The 17995-nt window shown below is 38.8% G+C and carries 16 protein-coding genes; 10 read left to right on the forward strand and 6 right to left on the reverse strand.

The annotated features are described in order from the left end of the window. Positions 1-1044: 1044 nt before the first annotated feature. Positions 1045-1203, forward strand: coding sequence for a hypothetical protein (locus PSF27_RS18320; RefSeq protein ID WP_272681992.1), 159 nt, complete (start codon positions 1045-1047; stop codon positions 1201-1203). 2 nt (positions 1204-1205) lie between these two features. Then, positions 1206-2594 (forward strand): aromatic amino acid ammonia-lyase, encoded by a 1389-nt coding sequence (locus tag PSF27_RS18325; RefSeq protein WP_272681993.1) that lies wholly within the window; start codon positions 1206-1208, stop codon positions 2592-2594. A gap of 15 nt (positions 2595-2609) precedes the next feature. Here PSF27_RS18325 and idi read toward each other — a convergent pair whose 3' ends face one another. The 4 genes from idi to PSF27_RS18345 form a co-directional block, all read right to left on the reverse strand. Then, complete coding sequence (gene idi, locus PSF27_RS18330) at positions 2610-3131, reverse strand: isopentenyl-diphosphate Delta-isomerase (protein ID WP_272538946.1); 522 nt, start codon at positions 3129-3131, stop codon at positions 2610-2612. Between the two features lie 161 nt (positions 3132-3292). After that, positions 3293-3949, reverse strand: a complete 657-nt coding sequence (narL, locus tag PSF27_RS18335) for a two-component system response regulator NarL (protein WP_206084456.1) — start codon at positions 3947-3949, stop codon at positions 3293-3295. 20 nt (positions 3950-3969) lie between these two features. Further along, the gene (gene narX / locus PSF27_RS18340; protein WP_206084458.1) at positions 3970-5736 is read right to left on the reverse strand and encodes a nitrate/nitrite two-component system sensor histidine kinase NarX; all 1767 of its coding nucleotides are present in this window, start codon (positions 5734-5736) and stop codon (positions 3970-3972) included. A 469-nt stretch (positions 5737-6205) separates the two neighbouring features. After that, the gene (locus PSF27_RS18345; RefSeq protein WP_272681994.1) at positions 6206-7114 is read right to left on the reverse strand and encodes a DUF808 domain-containing protein; all 909 of its coding nucleotides are present in this window, start codon (positions 7112-7114) and stop codon (positions 6206-6208) included. A gap of 287 nt (positions 7115-7401) precedes the next feature. Here PSF27_RS18345 and PSF27_RS18350 point away from each other — a divergent pair, with 287 nt between their 5' ends. Further along, positions 7402-8388 carry a glycosyltransferase gene (locus tag PSF27_RS18350; protein ID WP_272574303.1) on the forward strand — a complete coding sequence of 329 codons (987 nt, stop codon included), beginning with the start codon at positions 7402-7404 and terminating at the stop codon, positions 8386-8388. Between the two features lie 45 nt (positions 8389-8433). On the opposite strand, the gene uriH is transcribed toward PSF27_RS18350, so the two are convergent. Next, the gene (gene uriH, locus PSF27_RS18355) at positions 8434-9378 is read right to left on the reverse strand and encodes a uridine-preferring nucleoside hydrolase UriH (protein ID WP_272681995.1); all 945 of its coding nucleotides are present in this window, start codon (positions 9376-9378) and stop codon (positions 8434-8436) included. Positions 9379-9647: 269 nt separating this feature from the next. Here uriH and PSF27_RS18360 point away from each other — a divergent pair, with 269 nt between their 5' ends. The 5 genes from PSF27_RS18360 (at position 9648) to PSF27_RS18380 (ending at position 14833) form a co-directional block, all read left to right on the forward strand. After that, positions 9648-10394 carry a helix-turn-helix transcriptional regulator gene (locus PSF27_RS18360; protein WP_206084465.1) on the forward strand — a complete coding sequence of 249 codons (747 nt, stop codon included), beginning with the start codon at positions 9648-9650 and terminating at the stop codon, positions 10392-10394. 324 nt (positions 10395-10718) lie between these two features. Beyond that, positions 10719-12023: an NAD(P)/FAD-dependent oxidoreductase gene (locus PSF27_RS18365; protein WP_047757442.1), complete on the forward strand. Its 1305-nt coding sequence runs from the start codon at positions 10719-10721 to the stop codon at positions 12021-12023. Positions 12024-12071: 48 nt separating this feature from the next. Then, entirely contained in the window at positions 12072-12440 is a 369-nt protein-coding gene (locus PSF27_RS18370) for a cupin domain-containing protein (RefSeq protein WP_272538950.1), read from the forward strand. Positions 12441-12468: 28 nt separating this feature from the next. Continuing rightward, on the forward strand, positions 12469-13962 hold the full coding sequence (locus PSF27_RS18375) for an aldehyde dehydrogenase family protein (RefSeq protein WP_206084468.1): 1494 nt from the start codon (positions 12469-12471) through the stop codon (positions 13960-13962). A gap of 127 nt (positions 13963-14089) precedes the next feature. Continuing rightward, positions 14090-14833, forward strand: a complete 744-nt coding sequence (locus PSF27_RS18380) for an SDR family oxidoreductase (protein ID WP_272538952.1) — start codon at positions 14090-14092, stop codon at positions 14831-14833. 4 nt (positions 14834-14837) lie between these two features. Here the strand turns inward: PSF27_RS18380 and PSF27_RS18385 are convergent, their stop codons facing one another. Continuing rightward, positions 14838-15503, reverse strand: coding sequence for a helix-turn-helix transcriptional regulator (locus PSF27_RS18385; RefSeq protein WP_206084470.1), 666 nt, complete (start codon positions 15501-15503; stop codon positions 14838-14840). A gap of 399 nt (positions 15504-15902) precedes the next feature. Between PSF27_RS18385 and PSF27_RS18390 the strand changes: the two genes are divergently transcribed. Continuing rightward, a complete protein-coding gene (locus tag PSF27_RS18390) occupies positions 15903-17396 on the forward strand; it encodes an APC family permease (RefSeq protein WP_272681996.1) in 1494 nt (497 codons plus the stop codon). Beyond that, a complete protein-coding gene (locus PSF27_RS18395) occupies positions 17371-17985 on the forward strand; it encodes a DUF3156 family protein (protein WP_241016849.1) in 615 nt (204 codons plus the stop codon). Before PSF27_RS18390 ends, PSF27_RS18395 begins: the two co-directional genes overlap by 26 nt. Positions 17986-17995 lie beyond the last annotated feature (10 nt).

Here is a 17995-nt window from a genome sequence, read left to right on the forward strand (position 1 = left end):
TGTGCTCACGTCATTATGACTTGTGATTAAAACGTAGAAATTCTTGTAAGCTTATCAAAAATCCTCTTAGTAACTCACTGTTGTTACTTCATTTTTCATCGCTCTGGCTTATGATGATGAGACCTTCTAGGCTAATTGGTTGTTCATGTCGTCATTAACTAACTGAGGATTATTATTTTTCTTATCCTGTGCGATTCTTACCTTCTTATTATTTGTGATCATGCATAAGCCCCCATCGCTGACTCTGATAAAGCGACGTTTATACAGGAAAAGAGGATGAAAGGTCGATATTGATAGAGGTGAGAAGCCAACCAGTCGTTAACTTGGTACTTAACTTATATGGTTATGATACTGTTTGTCGTTTAGATGAACTTAATTGTGGGTTATTAAATTCTTTTTTACTTTGCAACCTACTGTTTATGAAGAATAATTCACTTAGCAACTCATCATTGTGTCATCAGCATGTTATGTTTTTTATGTTCACATTGTTATGGCTTGTGATTAAAACGGGGGGATCTTTGCAAGCATTATCCATGCTCCCTTTAGTAACTAATTTGTATTAGTACCTTCGGGTTTTCATGATGAGAGAGGTATGGATGAAAGGGGGAAATAACGCGTTATTAGCGAATCGATAATTCCCTCAGTAGCTCACTGTTGTGTTATCCGTGTTCTGTATTTCTGTTTTCACGTCGTTATGACTTGTGATTAAAACGGAGAAATCTTTGTAAGCTTATCAATAATCCACTTAGCAACTAATCATTGTGTCATCAGCATGTTATGTTTTTTATGTTTACATTGTTATGACTTGTAATTAAAGGATAGGAATCCTTGCAAGCTTATCAATAATCTCCTTGGTAAGTATTTTTATGCTTAACAATATTGTTATTTAAAATAATAGCATTACTTAATGATTATTATTAATTTATCTCTAATGAATAATGACTGATAGTTGACGTTTAAAAATAAAAAATTAGTATTTAATATAAGTAAGTGAAAAGGATAGTTGATAATTATTTTATTTTTTATTCTATTTTTAGGGGGAATATGATTTTATTAAATGGAAAAAAATTGAAACTTCATGATGTAAAATTAATTATGAACGGCGAATGTATTGCTGTGGAGGGGGCAGCAATGGAACAATTAGATAAAAGCCATAAAGTATTAATATCAGAAGCAGAAAAGGTGCAAAAATATACGGTCTAACAGTGGGAGTTGGTTTAAATAAAGATGCAGAATATATAAAGTTAAATGGAAAATTTACTGAAGAGCTAATTGAGAAATCGACTGTTTTTAATAAAAAATTGATACATGCACATTCTGTGGGGATAGGTAAGCTTGTAGATAGTTGTTTAGTTAGGGCTGTAATGGGGATTCATATAAACATGTTGCTCAATGGTTATAGTGGAATTCAGCCTAGAATAATTAGTAGTTATGTTGAATTGCTTAACAAAGATATTATTCCTTGTATACCCAGTATTGGCTCGATTGGTGAGGGGGATATTACTATATTGAGTCATATAGGACTGACAATGCTAGGTGAAGGAGCGGTAATTTACCAAGGTAAAACAATGCCTTCTTCAAAGGCACTTCAACTTGTTGGAATCACCCCCATAGAGCCCTGGGCAAAAGATTCACTATCTTTATTATGTTCAAATGCTTATTCTGTTGCCATTACAGCAGTTGCGTTATTAAAAATAGCGCATTATATAAATATAAGTGAGTTGCTGTATTGTTTAAATTTACAAGCCTTAAATGGTAATCTCTCACCTTTAAATCAACGGGTTTTGGATGCTTGTGCTTACCCTGAAGTTATTGTAATGGGCGCTAAACTTAGAAATTTATTAATTGGTTCTTCGCTAGAGTCTCATGATGATGAACGACATTTACAAGATCCATTAAGCTATCGCTGCGGGGTATATCGACTAGCAGAATTGCGTTTAAGTTATGAGCAAGCGAAAAAGCAACTTCTTATTCAGGTTAATGGTTCAAATGATAATCCATGTGTGCTCACTAAAAATGTAAATAATAGTTTGACTGGGAATTATGATCATCAGGCTGTGCTTCCAAGTGGAAACTTTGAAACATTACCTTGGGTCTTAGCCGTTGAAAAATTAAGTTTAGCGATAGCTCATAATGCATTAGCAAATGTGCAGCAGATAGTAAAACTCAATGATCCTTATTTTACACAATTAATCCGATTTTTGGGTAATAAAATAGCATTTCATGCACTTGGTGCTATTGAAAAACCTGCAGTTGCTTTGGGGATGAGAATTAAAAATCTAGCAATGCCTGTTTCATTAGATTACTTTTCTATCGCAGGTAGTGTCGAAGATACAGCGACAAATGCGCAATTAGTTGCTGAAAAAATACAAAATCAATTAACATATGGATATGAGTTAATTTCAATTGTTTTTTTATGTGTAATGCAAGCGATTAGTCTAAGAAAAGCAAAAGATTCCTCTTATTTATTATCTCCAAAAACAGAGGGTATTTACCGTGCGATAAGTGAATTCATAGAGTTAAATGGTGAGGATAAATCACTTTCGAAAGAAGTAAGACTAATTAATGATTATATTTTTAATTGTAAAATATAATCTTCAAAACATTATTTAATCTCTACTAAAATGTAAGGATGGGTATTTAGTCAGTATTTTTTTAAACCAAGGCGTGAAGATATCTGGTTGTTGGTTAACTTCAGAAATAAGTTTAGAAATGCTAATCCAACGGATGGATGAGACTTCTTCTACATTGGGATAAACCATTTTATTATAGTGGCCAACATATAGGTGGTCATATTCATGTTCAATTAACCCGCCATTTACATCGGCTCGATATATAAGAGAGCCTACATGGGTTAGTGGTGTAGTAAAACCTAATTCTTCTTGAAGTCTACGCTCAGCTGCACTTTGCGTTTCTTCATTGGGTTTTGGATGGCTACAACATGTGTTAGCCCACTGACCAGAAGAGTGGTATTTATGTGGTGCTCTTTGTTGAATTAAGAGTTCATTTTGTTCATTAAAAACGAAGATAGAAAAAGCACGATGTAAGCGGCCGAGTTGATGCGCGAGTAATTTGGGCATAGTGCCGATAGCAACATCATTTTCGTTAACTAAAATTAATTCATCTTCCATCGACCTGATTCCTATCATTAAAATTATTGCTGTAGTTTATTATAACTAAAAAAATAAAATTGTAGAATTGAGCTATTTATTCATAATACTTAATTTATGTTCACAGTGTATTTATTTTAAAATGGCAGCTATATTATTATTTGTACTGCCACTTTTAATATTTATTTTTGTTGTAAAACCCAAACAGCAGCTTCTACACGAGATTTTAAGTTTAATTTTTTAAGTAAGTGTTTCACATGTACTTTTACAGTACTTTCTGCGATATCGAGTTTACGAGCGATCATTTTATTAGAAAGTCCCTGTGAGATTAACTCTAAAATATCAGCTTCTCTTGGTGTTAGGGTCGCGATATTATTTTCATTATTGTTAGGATTATCACGTAAAGATTCAGCAAGAACAGATGTGAGTGTTGGGCTAACAACCAGTTTCCCACTTGCGGCTTCTTTAAGTGCGACAATAAGTTCTTCTGGCTCCATATCTTTTAATAAATAGCCATCAGCACCACGTTTTAAAGCATTCACTAAGTCATCGCTATAATTTGAGACGGTGAAGAGAATGATCCGGCCTGACAGCTCTCTTTTTCTTAACTCATCGAGTGTTTCAAACCCATTCATGCCTGGCATATTGAGATCTAGAAGAATGAGGTCAGGATCTTGTTCTTCTGCGATTTGAATTCCTGTTTTCCCATCACCAGCTTCACCTATAACGTATAATGAAGGTTCTAGACTAATCAGTTGTTTCACGCCATTTCGTAGCATCGGGTGATCATCAATCAGCAGGATGGTTGATTTATCATTCGTTGTATTTGTATTTTCCATAGATGATTCTCTCTGGTGTATTAAGCGTCAGATAAAGGGAAAGTTACCTTAACCTCTGTTCCGCCTTGAGGTCTGGGTATAACAAAACATTCGCCATTAAGGCTAAGGGCTCTTTCTCTCATAATAATTAAACCATAGTGATTGAGTTTGTCGACATTTGCAGTGATTCCAGCTCCATCATCGATAACTTTGATACAAATAATACCTGAATTTTGTGTTAATGAGACTTCTGCCCAACTTGCATTAGCATGCTTTAAAATATTACTTAGGGCTTCTCGGATTATTTGTATAATATGAATTGATTGATGTGGTGAGATACTCTTCGCTGGAATATCATAGTGTAACTTAATCGTATAACCCATCCGCTCACTAAATTCACTAATCGTACTCTCTAAAGAGGGTAGTAGCCCTGGTTCAGTTAATTTTAATCGAAAAGTAGTTAAAAGCTCCCTTAGCTGACTATAAGCGGTGTTAATTTCGCTGCGCATTTCAGTTAATAATTGCTGAGGTTTTTCGGGTAATGGTTCAGGTTGCAATTGTAGATAGCTAATTTGCATTTTTAAACAAGATAGTGATTGTGCAATTGAATCATGTAGTTCACGTGCAATGGCCGAGCGTTCATCCATAATTAATAATTGTTGCTGTTGTTCAATTTGGTGTTCCATTGCGAGCATGCCAGATATTTGTTTAACTAACATTGAGACTAAATTGTTTTGTTCATCAGATAGAGTTTGGCCAGCCATTATTTCACCGATAATGACACCATAACGGTGCATGTTATCTGACAACTCCCACTGTAAAATTGTGATTTTTTCATTTGCTAATAAACTATCTTGCTGCTCATTTAAATGGGGGGATTCGCCATCTAATCCTATCGATTGACAGTTGATTTTGTGAAAATAAGCTTCATTGCTATCTTCATATAACCGTAAACTCAGGTTATTTAATATTGTAATATTTTTCAGTTCAATCAGGACTTTTTGCAGTCTTAAATAAAGTGGTTCAGATGAGTGAAGAATTTGATTCGACTGGTATAAATAGGACAATACACGATTTTTTTTCGTAAGGTCGGCCGTTTTTTCTGCCACCCTTTCTTCTAATTGGTGATAGCTTTGTGCGAGTTCTTCTGACATTTGGTTCAATGTTTCACCCAATGCATTTAACTCGTCTTGTCGGTTATTTTTTGGATAGCGCTGACTGAAATCTTTTTGTCCAATAGCGGTTACCATTGATAGCAATTTCATCCATGGGTAGTAAATTTTTCGCCGCAAATGCCATATAGTTCCCATGAGTAGTAAGAATACTAAACTAATGAAAATGAGCTGTGTCATGGCGACATAGGCTATTTTTCTTTCAGTTTTCTCATCAATGCTGTGGACTAACTCATCAAGCTTATTAACAAACGAAATAACTTCATATCTTGCATCATTTGGTGTATTTGCATTTATTAATGTAGGGCGTAATGTAAGCAGCCAAAAGTTGTGAAGTTCATTAAATTGTGGCGTTAAATCTTCAACTTTGACGACCTGGGTGAGTTCAGGGCTTAGTAAATCACTTTCTAGAGAATCTAAGTAATGTTGATTTTGCTGATTAAGAGGAACTAATGAGAGCAGCCGGTAGCTCTGCATGCGTAATGAACCAGACTTGTTGATTGCGTGAGCGTTACCTTGAACGCTGATAATCATTCTATTTGAAATCGTCATTCCTATAATTCCAAGGATAGCAATTAGCAACATTAGGCCAATAACTTGGTTAATAATAGAGAATCGACGATACAGAGTCGGCATTTATAGTTCCTCAAAAATCCGTGGTACAACTAGTTTTAAGATTAGGTTGGCGATATTGTTCATAAAGGTAACCTAATTAAATATACTACCTTAGTATTAACTTAAAGGACTTAATTTGCGTATAACGCGCTGAAAATAGAAGATTGAAATCTGCGATTATCCTTACTTGTTGATATTAATAGATAAAAATAGGCTGCTTTGTGTTTTTTCTGATAATGGTTACGTATTATAACGTAAATTAAAGGTGAGTTTTTTTTGATTTAGATCAGACTAGATGTTTTATGATTTCTAAAAGGTAGGTTTAATAATCCCTAAAATACACAAAATTTGAACCTATCAATATGTATTTTATTATATATCGATAATGTGAGAGAAAGTAAATTAATAGTAATCTAAGTAGAAAAGTTTTTATTTCATCAAGCGAAAAAATAGAATAATGCGGATAAAAAGCCGTATTCTATTTTTGGTATTAGGCTTTTTGAATTTTCTTGATTAAAGATAAAACCATAACAAGGCACATACCAACAATGAAGCCAAAAAATAAGTTAATTATTGTCGGTAGGATAAACTGCATAGTACTCCCAATAATAGGTGTTAATAAGGCAGTGAAGGATATTTCTTCAATCCATTCAGATATATAGCGAATGCCATGAGTGAGGATACCACCTCCAACCATAAACATTGCGGCTGTGCCGACAACGGAAAGTGTTTTCATCAGATATGGTGTGGTATAAATAAGCCCATTGCCTATTTTTTGTAGTAATGCTGATGTTTTCTTTTGCAGATAAAACCCTAAATCATCAAGTTTAACAATTCCAGCAACGAGCCCGTAAACACCTATAGTCATAATAACAGCAATAAGAGATAGTACTGCGAGTTGATTAATAATCGTTGTGGTAGATACAATGCCTAATGTAATTGCAATAATTTCAGCGGATAAAATAAAATCAGTGCGAATAGCGCCTTTGATTTTTTCTTTTTCGAATTCAGCCAGTTTTTCTTCAGGCACCGAGTGTGTTTTCGCTGCTAATTTTGCATTAGAGTGAAAAATTTTATGGGCAATTTTTTCTGCCCCCTCAAAACATAAGTAAGCGCCACCTAACATTAATAAAGGCGTGATAGCCCAGGGAATAAACGCGCTGATCAATAGAGCGAGAGGAACTAAAATTAATTTATTGAGAAATGAGCCTTTAGCAACGGACCAGACAACAGGAATTTCTCGTTCAGCACGAACGCCTGATACTTGCTGAGCATTTAAAGCAAGGTCATCTCCTAGAACACCAGATGTTTTTTTCGCGGCCATTTTTGTCATCATTGCGACGTCATCAAGCACGGCTGCTATATCGTCAAGTAAGGTCAGTAAACTACTTCCAGCCACAAGAAACCCTCAATTAAGTTTGTTTAAGATGTTGTTAATGTTTATTAGGCTGATTAAGTGATAATTAGTTCATTAGAGTTTATAACATATTCGAATTTTTAATTATTCCTTTAAGAAGAATGCTTAAAGTTATTGGATTATGAAATTTTTATAACAACGGAACCAATATGGTTTCTTCTTTTCTAATTTAGGGTATTTCTAAAAACTCATCAGGTGAGTTTGTTTATGTTATTGAGCAATGTTGCATTGGGTTAGTACTTTTAAATCGATTGGTATAGGGTTAATACATGTCTTCTCAACCAGTTTTGAGTATTGTTGTTGCGGTTTATAATGGTGAAAAGTTTTTACCTCAGTTCTTTGATAGTCTATTAGCGCAAAATTTAGAAAATTGGGAGCTCATTGTTGTTAATGATGGCTCTAAGGATAACAGCGAAGGAATTATCAAAGAGTATGAAGATAAATTCAGTCATCTGAAGATTTTGTCTCAAGAAAACCAAGGCGTGTCAGTTGCTCGTAATACTGGAATGGTTGAAGCGACAGGGAAATACATTACATTTCCTGATATCGATGATGAAATTAGTCCGAAAATGTATGGCAGATTGTTAGAGATTGCATTAGCGGGTGACTTAGATGTTGCAACTTGTAATGGTACCTATGTTTATACTAATGGCGATGTACCGAAAGCGATATTTCCGCCAAATAAGGTAGCCTCTACAGGGGTGATAAGTGGCCCTGAATGGTTAGAAAAAGGGCTAAGCTCACGTAAATTCTTGCACGTAACTTGGCTGAATCTATACCGTTTAGATATGCTGCGCCAGCATAACTTTTTCTTTGAGCCGAAGCTGCATCATCAAGATATTCCCTGGACAACTGAGGTTTTATTGGTTGCGAAACGTGTGCAATTTATTAATGAGCAATATTATCGCTATTTGATCCACAACCAGTCTGTTTCTCATTCGTTGAGCGGTGACGAACGGTCAGTGCGTAAAATTAATACTTATTTGAAAATTATCGATATGTTATTAGCGATTTACCAGCGTTATCCTGAACAAGTCAAACAAGCACCAGCGTGTATTTGGCAAGTAGGTAAAGAGGGATTAGGCGTTGTTCAAGCTTTACTTGCGATTAAATCCCCTGAAATTCGTAAAGAAATGGTGCAGCAATTTTTCGACAAAGGGTATTGGGAAATTGTGTGGAACCATGCGACAACGGTAAAATTAAAGTGGCGTTTAATTAGGCGCTATACGAAATTAAAAGATATTATCAAAGACTAGTATTCAAAGCAGGTAGCTTATGCAGCGGGATAAGCTACCTTTTTACTATTTATCTAATCGCTTTAGCGCATCGATAAACATTTCCCATAATCGCTGGTTATTAAGCTTCGTCGCCACTTGTGTATGGCAATCCGCGGGGGCTTGAGCGCGAAAGTCGGTTACTGTCATTCCAAGCGTTAACGTTCCTTGAAGTTCAATATCAACAGGGGCTTTGCACGTTTCTATCATTGAGGAGTCAATAACATAGGCAACAGCACAAGGGTCATGAACGGGCGCATGGTCACTGTAGCCGTTACGTTGGCGATACCCTGCCGTATAGTAGTTCAACGATTCAACAACAAATCGGCTAATTGGTGTATTGAGCGCGGCAATTTTAGCCATGATGGCATCTGTTGGTTTTGCTTGGTGAGTTAAATCCAATCCAATCATTGTTAATGGCCATTTTTCGTTGAAAACGATATGTGCGGCCTCTGGGTCGATGGCAATATTAAATTCGGCGACAGCTGAACGATTCCCCGTATGGTATCCACCACCCATTAGCACGATTTCTTTCACTAATTCAACAATTTCAGGGGCTTTTCTTACCGCAAGGGCGATATTTGTTAGCCCGCCAATGGGCACTAATGTAACCGTTTTTGCAGGATGAGCTTTAAGCGTATCGATGATCAGGTCAACAGCATGGCGCTTATCAAGGGGTAATGTTGGTTCAGGGAGATGTGTGCCATCTAACCCACTAATTCCATGCACTTCAGCAGCATTCTGAATGTCTCTAACTAATGGACGTGGGCAACCTGCGGCAATCGGGATATGTCTTGCGCCCGCAAATTCAAGGAGCGCGCGTGCATTGTGAGTGACTTTCTCTAGGGTTTGATTCCCCACAACGGTGGTGACAGCCAATAGTTCCACACTTGGATTACCCAGAGCCAATAAAATCGCCATGGCATCATCATGGCCAGGGTCACAATCCAGAATAATTTTGTGTGAAGACATCATATCTCCTTGTCTAAAACGCTTTTATTGATGAGGTAGACTAAGAAATTATGGTGAAATTTCCTGTGATCTGCTTCTTGTTTATCTGTCATCACTCAAGTATTTAGTAACAAAATATTAATACTTTTGGACGATACTGTGATTTGATTAACATATTAATAACAAGTGGTTTGAGCTTATACAAATAATGTGTTTTTTATATTCTTTTGGCTTAATGTATTTATGAGCCATATTTAATTTATTAATAAGTTAACAAACTTGGGGGCGGAATGGATAATTATCTCACTAAATTACCTGATGTGATTGATTCTGTTGCAACTAACCAGTTTTATCCTAATTTATTATCATGGTTATCATCCTTTATCGCTTTTGATAATGCCATCGTGTATGCCTTTGAAAAGGATACGCCTCCACGTTTTCTTTCAAAAGTTGAACGACGAAACAGTGATAGTGTGAACCGAATCTATCAGCGAGGCGCTTATTTAATGGATCCTTTTTACCAAGAGATCCAAAAAGGAGGGACGTCCAAGGTTCTTACATTGAAGGAATTGGCACCTAAAGGTTTTTATCATACAGATTATTACCTGAATTTTTATCGCAAAACGGGCTGGTGTGACGAAGCAGGACTGTTGCTGGAAATTTCTGCGGATAGGCAATTGGGAATATTTTTTGGTAATGAAGACAGACCATTTTTCTCTGAAAAATATACTCAAGCCCCCTTAAAAGAAGCGTTTGAAATTATTTGCAGCATGGCTCGATTGCATAAAGAAGTTTCTCCCAATGTGGTATCGAACCACTATCAAAATGCAGATAGGCAAACTCGTTTCGGCCTCACGCCAAGGGAATGTGAGGTAGTGGAGTTGATTCTGGAAGGCAAAGGATCACCTCAAATTGCAGAGTCACTTTTTATTAGCCTTGGTACAGTCAAAAATCATCGTAAAAATATCTACCAAAAATTGAATATTAACTCGCAAGCTGAACTATTTAATTTATTAATGAATCGAGTAATTCAGTGACTGTATAGCATGAGTATAAATGCAGTGCGAATAATGAAGAACTATAATTATATTTTAATAATCATATGATTGCGTTTTTTGTTATGTTAATTTAAATTTTTTTTGAAAAAATGTATTTAATTATTATTAATATCGAAATATTTAATTAACCAATTGAATTGAAAATAAAAAAAATAATTTAAAAATATTTTGTTTTTATTTAAATGTTCTACCTGGCTCACATTTGTTAAATCTTTGTTTTAAATATCCCTAAAGGGCTATGTAATTGTTAATGCAAGGTTAAGATAATCGAGGTATTGCAAGATACTAAACAGGGTATCCATTATGAATAACCAAGTAGAATCATTAACTTATTACGCAGCAACAAAGAAATACGATTTGCGTTTTCCAACACTGAAAGAAGATCTTGATGTGGATGTCGTGATCATCGGGGGCGGTTTTTCAGGGATCCACACAGCGCTTGAACTATGCGAAAAAGGGATCACAAACATCGCTATTTTGGAGGGTCGTTACCTCGGTTACGGGGGATCAGGGCGTAATGGCGGCCAAGTGATGGCTGGAATTGGGCATGATATCGATGCAATCAAAAAATATGTGGGTCCAGAAGGGTTAGAAACCATCTTTAAGCTTAGCAATATGGGCGCAGGGATCATGCGTGAACGTATTGCTAAATACGATATTGATGCGGATTTTTGCCGTGGATATGCTTATTTAGGCAGCAATGCTCGCCAAGAAAAAACATTACGTAGTTGGCTGAAAGATTTCAAATCTGTTGATCCTGATGAAGAAATTGAATTTTATAGTGGCTCAGAACTAAAGCAGATTATTGGCTCAGATGCTTATACCTGTGGTATCAAGCACATGGGCGGTGGGCATGTACATTCATTAAATCTCTTATTGGGTGAGGCAAAAGCAGTTAGCGAGATTTATGGCGCAAAGATTTTTGAAAATAGCCAAGTTTTGAATGTTGAGTATGGTAATACCATCAAAGTTAGAACGGCGATGGGAACCGTTAAAGCACAGAAAATGTTATGGGCATGTGACTCATTCTTAAATGGTCTTGAGCCCACGCTTTACCCAAAAACCATCAATACCTACGCTTATCAATTAATGACAGAAGCGCTATCTGACGAATTAATTGAGCAAATTAGCCCGATCCGCGGTGCATATAGTGATATTCGTCCTGTGATTGATTATTACCGGGTCACTAACGAAAACCGTCTGTTATTCGGTAGTTCAACGCATTTTCTTGAGTATATTCCGTCTGATTTAAAAGCCTGGAACCGCAATTTAATGTTGAAGGTTTTCCCTTATCTAAAAGATGTCAAAATCGAATTAGCGTGGGGTGGCCCGATGGCCTGTAGTGCGAATCTTTTCCCACAAATAGGTTCTCTGCCTCAACATAAAAATGTGTTCTATGCACAGGGATATTCAGGTTTCGGCGTAACGCCAAGCCAGATCGTGTGCAAAGTGTTGGCTGAAGGCATGGTGGAAGGTTCTCATCGTTATGACTTAATGAGTTCGATTCCTCACGCCAATATTATTGGCAAAGACAGCATGCGTAATGTGATTGTTTCACTTGCGAAAATCATGCACCAAACATCGGGTTACTGGCAAGGCCGTCGCTAATTCGTATCCGTATAATTATTTTATTGAAATCGATTAAAGGTAAATATCATGATTAGTCCATTACTGCTGAATAAACCGCTTCCAGAGCTGCTGAACATTGGTAGCGTAACAAACTTAGGCTCTGTAGTTGTCGAAGGTGACCCACAAGCCAGTGTGGCGATGGTTCATGGCGAGCCAACGGATAACCTAACTTGCGGTATTTTTGCGTGTACAACAGGCAAATTCAAAATGGTTTATCCGTTTGATGAAATGGCAACAGTACACGAAGGCTCAGTTAAATTGACAGATGTTAAAACGGGTGTGACGGTTGAGTACCATAAAGGCGATACATGGTTTGCTGCGAAAGGTACTGAAGTCTTATGGGAAATTGATACCCCGCGTTTCGTTAAGCACTACCTAGCTTGTGTGAATGCTTAATTAATTACTATTTAGTGGAGTGATTGCAATGAGTGAGTTAACCCTATTACCTGAAGTCAGCGAATTTCTGAAACGTCAACATGGGCATTTTATCAATGGGTTGCCGATTTCTGGCAAGGGTGAGACTTTTTTTGACGTTGTTAATCCAGCCACTGAACAGGTTATCGCTAAAGTCAAAGAAGGGACGTTAGCAGAAGTGGATGCGGCAATGAGTGCGGCACATGTGGCATTCAAAGGTATTTGGGCAAATACCACACCGATGGAACGTGGAAATTGCCTAAACCGCCTTGCGGATTTACTTGAAAAGCACCTTGAAGAACTCGCGCAGCTTGAAACCCTATGTTCAGGGAAAACGATTCAACTTTCCCGTTTCCTTGAGGTGGGGTCGGCGGCGCAGTTTTTACGCTATTTCGCGGGGTGGGCGACAAAAATTAGCGGTGAAACGTTAAATGTGTCACTGCCATCATTTAATGGCGAAAAGTATTCCGCGTTTACACAACGCGAGCCTGTTGGGGTTGTTGCAGGGATTATTCCATGGAATTTCTCCATTATGATTTCCATTTGGAAATTAGCGGCTGCATTAACGTGTGGCTGCACTATTGTCTTGAAGCCGAGCGAATTTACGCCACTGACGATGTTACGCGTGGCGGAATTAGCGAAAGAAGCAGGTATTCCTGATGGCGTGATTAATATCGTTAACGGTGGTGGTCGCGAAGTAGGGCCTGCACTTATTCAACACCCTCTATGTTCTAAAGTGACCTTTACGGGATCGGTACCGACTGGGCTGGCGGTAGGGCGCACAGCAATGGAAGGAAAATTAACCCGTGTGACATTAGAGCTAGGGGGGAAAAACGGTGCGGCATTCTTGGCGGATTTACCTGTTGAGAAGATCGTGAATGGCATTATCGAAGCGGGTTACCTTAATCAAGGGCAAATCTGTGCAGCGGCAGAGCGTTTTTATATCCCATCCAAATTAATGGATGAGGTACTGGCTGAACTTAAAGTCCGTTTATCTGCGATAAAAATAGGTTCTCCATTAGACGAAACAACCGAAATGGGGCCGCTTGCGAACAAAGCCCATTACGAAAAAATCCTCAGCCTATTTGAAAAAGCGCGCCAAGATGGCAGCGAAATTATTTATGGTGGCCAGCCGATTACAGGGGCGGGGTATTTTGTTCCGCCGACTATCATTCGAGCGAATAGCCCAGACGATGCATTGATGAAGGAAGAAACCTTTGGCCCTGTCGGCACCTTCTTAAGTTACGATGACGAAGAACAACTGATTGAGATGATGAATAGCACACCATTTGGTTTAGCAGCCAGTGTATGGACAAACGATCTCAGTAAGGCGATGCGGATGATCTCTCGTATTGAAGCGGGGACGGTTTGGGTGAATATGCACACTTTCCTTGATCCTGCGGTGCCATTTGGCGGTATTAAGTCTTCAGGTATTGGTCGTGAGTTTGGCAGTGCCTTTATTGAGTATTACACTGAGTTAAAATCTGTCATGGTGCGTTATTAGTGGTTAATTTTGAGTATTAATCAACTGCTTCCCGGCCATTGTGCCGGGTTTTTTTATGCTTTTATTCACGTGGTGATGAAGAATAGGGCTATGATAGCTGTATCTTATTTCTGAGCTAGGTGGTGGTATGAAGACGGTATTGATTACTGGTGGAAGCCGAGGAATTGGTCGTGCAACAGCACTACAACTCGCACGGCTCGGTATGCGAGTGCTTATTAATTATAAAAGCGACCATCAGGCTGCGGAAGGGGTTGTTGCAGAAATTCAGGCGGCTGGAGGTGTCGCATATGCATTACCATGCGACATTAGCAGTGAAAGTGAGGTTGTTAAGCTGTTCGAGACCGTTAAGCAGCAACATGGTGATTTGCACTATTTAGTGAATAACGCGGGTATTTTATTTCAGCAATGCAGAACAGAAGCGTTAACAGCACAGCGAATTAATACTGTTCTTGCGACTAATGTCACTGGGTTACTGATATGTTGCCGTGAGTTTATCCAACTGGCTCGCCATTTTAACCACTTTGATAAAAAAGCGATTGTGAATGTTTCGTCAGCGGCAGCACGTTTAGGTGCGCCTGGAGAATACATCGATTATGCCGCGTCAAAAGGTGCGGTAGACTCCATTACAAAGGGGCTGTCATTAGAGTTAGCTGAGTTAGGGATACGTGTTAATGGTGTTCGTCCTGGCTACATTTATACGCAGATGCACCAAGACGGCGGTGAAGCAGGGCGTGTTGATCGGGTTGCGGCACAGTTACCACTGAAAAGAGGCGGAGAACCTGAAGAAATTGCGGAAATTATTTCATGGTTGTTAAGTGATGCTTCATCCTATGTGACGGGTTCAATTATTGATGCGGCAGGTGGTCGCTAGTTAATTAAAACTTTTCCTGACGAATAATAAACCCTGATGACACAAGTTCAGTTCGGTTAGTGACATTGGCTTTAGTGAAGATATTACGCAGATGGGTTTTTACGGTGGATAATGACACGCCTAATAACAACGCAATACGCTTATTACTCGCGCCTTCACGCACCAAATGAATGATTTCTTGTTCTTTTGGTGTGTAAGATACTAAAGAATCAGGCAAGATATCAAACGTCATCAGCTCTGCAACAGGTAAAATCGCATTTAACCGCATGATTTCGTGTTGCGAGAACGGGCTGTCTCGCAGTACTGAAACTCCAGCAATAATTTTATTTTTCCGACGAATAAAAATCTCAGCCATATCTGTTAGATTATTAGGTTGCATAAAATCATGAAAAAAAGCCTGATTTTGCTGACGAATTTCAGGAGACATCCTGACTAATCTTAAATCATCTTCCCGAAATTTATCGGGATGGAGTGGGTCGAGTTGATGAAAATAAGCCAGATAATCTCGGTGCATTTGAGCAGGGATCCCATATAACACATAGTTGTCTGGCTGCCAGTGGTCGTTGACCAGGTAATACACTGACGCAGTAATAGGGATAATGTGTGCAATAGTATTTAGGCAGCAATCAATCAATGTTTGCTGGTGGTCGCTAAACTGAGGTGGGCTCATTTTATCCCCTTCCATAGTGAGTCAGATAATTATCATGCGCTTTATTGTTATTAACATAAAGTAAACATGTTAATAACGTGAGGTCGATAACAGTATTTAAAACAAGTAAAAATTGGTTCAGTCTTGATTTGTTAGGATTTGGTATCTTTGGTTAATTCATTATTAATATATTAATGATCAAAATGATTGTTATGTATTGATATTAAAGTATATATTTTTATTTCTGTTGATTTTCTTGGTACTTTTCGAATAGTTATAAGAACTCCCCCCTCTCTCTGGGTATCGTTCTTTAGGACGATGGTCGCCTCTTTGTGCTTCTTTCTATAGTGGCAATGTAGTCACGCTTTTTTTACAAAAAATTCACATCCATGGCTGCGTATAGAGCGAGAGGGAAGCAAAATGAATTTATCCTCAAAATTAACGTCACATCTCGAAAAGGGGAAAGTTGGGTTCCCAACGACGCTGGCGAGTTCCGCGGGCTTGATTATGGCAAGCCCTGTTATCTTAACCGTCACCAGTGGGTTTGGTATTGGTGGCGATACGTTTGCATTAGCCGTGTTACTGAGCTTCATTATGATGCAGGCACAGCTCACCACTTTTTCAGAGGCCGCTGCGATTTTACCCACCTCTGGCTCCGTGTATGACTATATTTCTTGTGGTATGGGGCGCTTCTGGGCTATCACTGGTGCATTATCAGCGTATTTGATTGTGCATGTCTTTGCGGGAACCGCAGAAACTATTCTGTCGGGGATTATGGCGTTAGTGAACTTTGAGCACCTGAATACGGTACTGGAAACCAGTAATTCGTCTTGGATGGTTGGTGTGGGTTTAGTTGTCACTTTCGGTATCTTAAATGCTTTTGGTATTGAAGCGTTTGGTAAGGTTGAAGTGGTATTGACTTTCGCCATGTGGTCAACACTGGTGATCTTTAGTATTACAGGCTTGATGTTACCGTTTAACGTACCGATGGAGGGGTGGTTTGGTGCAGAGCTAAATCTCTCTGATCCAACACTGGTTTTAAGTTTTGTGGGTATGGCGATGTTTATGTTTGTTGGTTGTGAGCTTGTCACACCAATGGCACCAGAAATTAAAAATTCCGCCAAAGTAATCCCTCGCGCCATGACAACGGGTTTATTCTGCGTGGCCTTATGTATGGTGCTGTTTGGTGCTGCGCTGGCCAATCAAGTGGAAAACGTGGTGGTTGACCCACAAACAGGCACGCGCTTATTGGAAACACCGATGGCAATCCCTGCGTTTGCAGAGCGAGTCATGGGGGAATTTGGTAAATACTGGATTGGTGTCGCACTGTTATTAGCGGGTGGGGCAACCATTAATACACTGATGGCTGCTGTGCCGCGTATTTTATATGGCATGGCACTAGATGGTGCATTACCGCGTATCTTCACGTATTTGCACCCACGTTTTAAAACACCCGTATTCGGTATTTTAGTGGCTGTGATGATCCCATGTTTACATGCTTTTGCTATCCAAGGTGATCTTGACCGTATTATTCCTCTGGTGCTAGCGGCAGTGTGTTCTTGGGGAACTGCGTATTTATTAGTGACTATTTCCGTGGTGCTATTGCGTATTCGCCGCCCTGATTTACACCGAGCTTACCGCTCGCCGTTTTTCCCAATTCCTCAAATTATTTCGAGTGTCGGGATTATTTTAGCGATTGTGTATATCACACCGCCAGGTATGAATAAGTCTGATGTGTATATTCCGTTTGCGATAATGTTAGGTTTAACGGCCAGTTATGCACTGATTTGGACAGTATTTGTTCAGAAGGTCAATCCGTTCAAACCCGTTGATGTTGAAGTTGTTCTGTCTAATTCATTTAGAGATGAAGAAAATGAGGAGGTACAACTTGAGCCATTACGTCACCTCGCCTAAACCTTCGCTATTACAGCGATTGGGAGGCTTAACGAAAAAACGGTTACCAACAGGTTACCAAGCCGGGTTAACGTTAAATCGAATTGAGCGGGATATGGCGCCTTATCCATGTGAGTGGAGAGCACCAGGTGTGCTCCTTATTCTGCCGCAACCTTCGTTGACCATTGACGTCACTGAGCGCGTTAGAAAACTCTTCCTCGCGTTTATTGTGTACAGCCGTTTTTCAGTGTCAGGTTTTTGTGATGAAAATTTAAATGCAAAAATTGTCGTGAAAACGCGTGGTAGCGTGAGAAAAAAACACATTCATTTTGTATCGAAGCAACCCGATGGGCAAAAAGTGATTGGTTGGCTGAATGCTTATCCAATTATTAGAGAGACACTGGAAGAGTTAGATTTTAATTCATGCCAAATAACTTTGAGCCATGGCCACTGGCGTTGTGAAATCGAGCCCTTTACCGCATCGGAACTTGTTAGCCGCGTTCCAGCAACAAGGCGTTACTTGAAAATAGCGCCAACGCAGCGATACCGGTTACTCAGTTCACTTCAGCTGATTAACCAATTGATGGAAAAACATACCGCTACCCATTGAGTTTAAAAAG

Origin of the sequence: Providencia sp. PROV129 (assembly GCF_028482245.1) — a bacterium.
GTDB lineage: Bacteria > Pseudomonadota > Gammaproteobacteria > Enterobacterales > Enterobacteriaceae > Providencia > Providencia vermicola.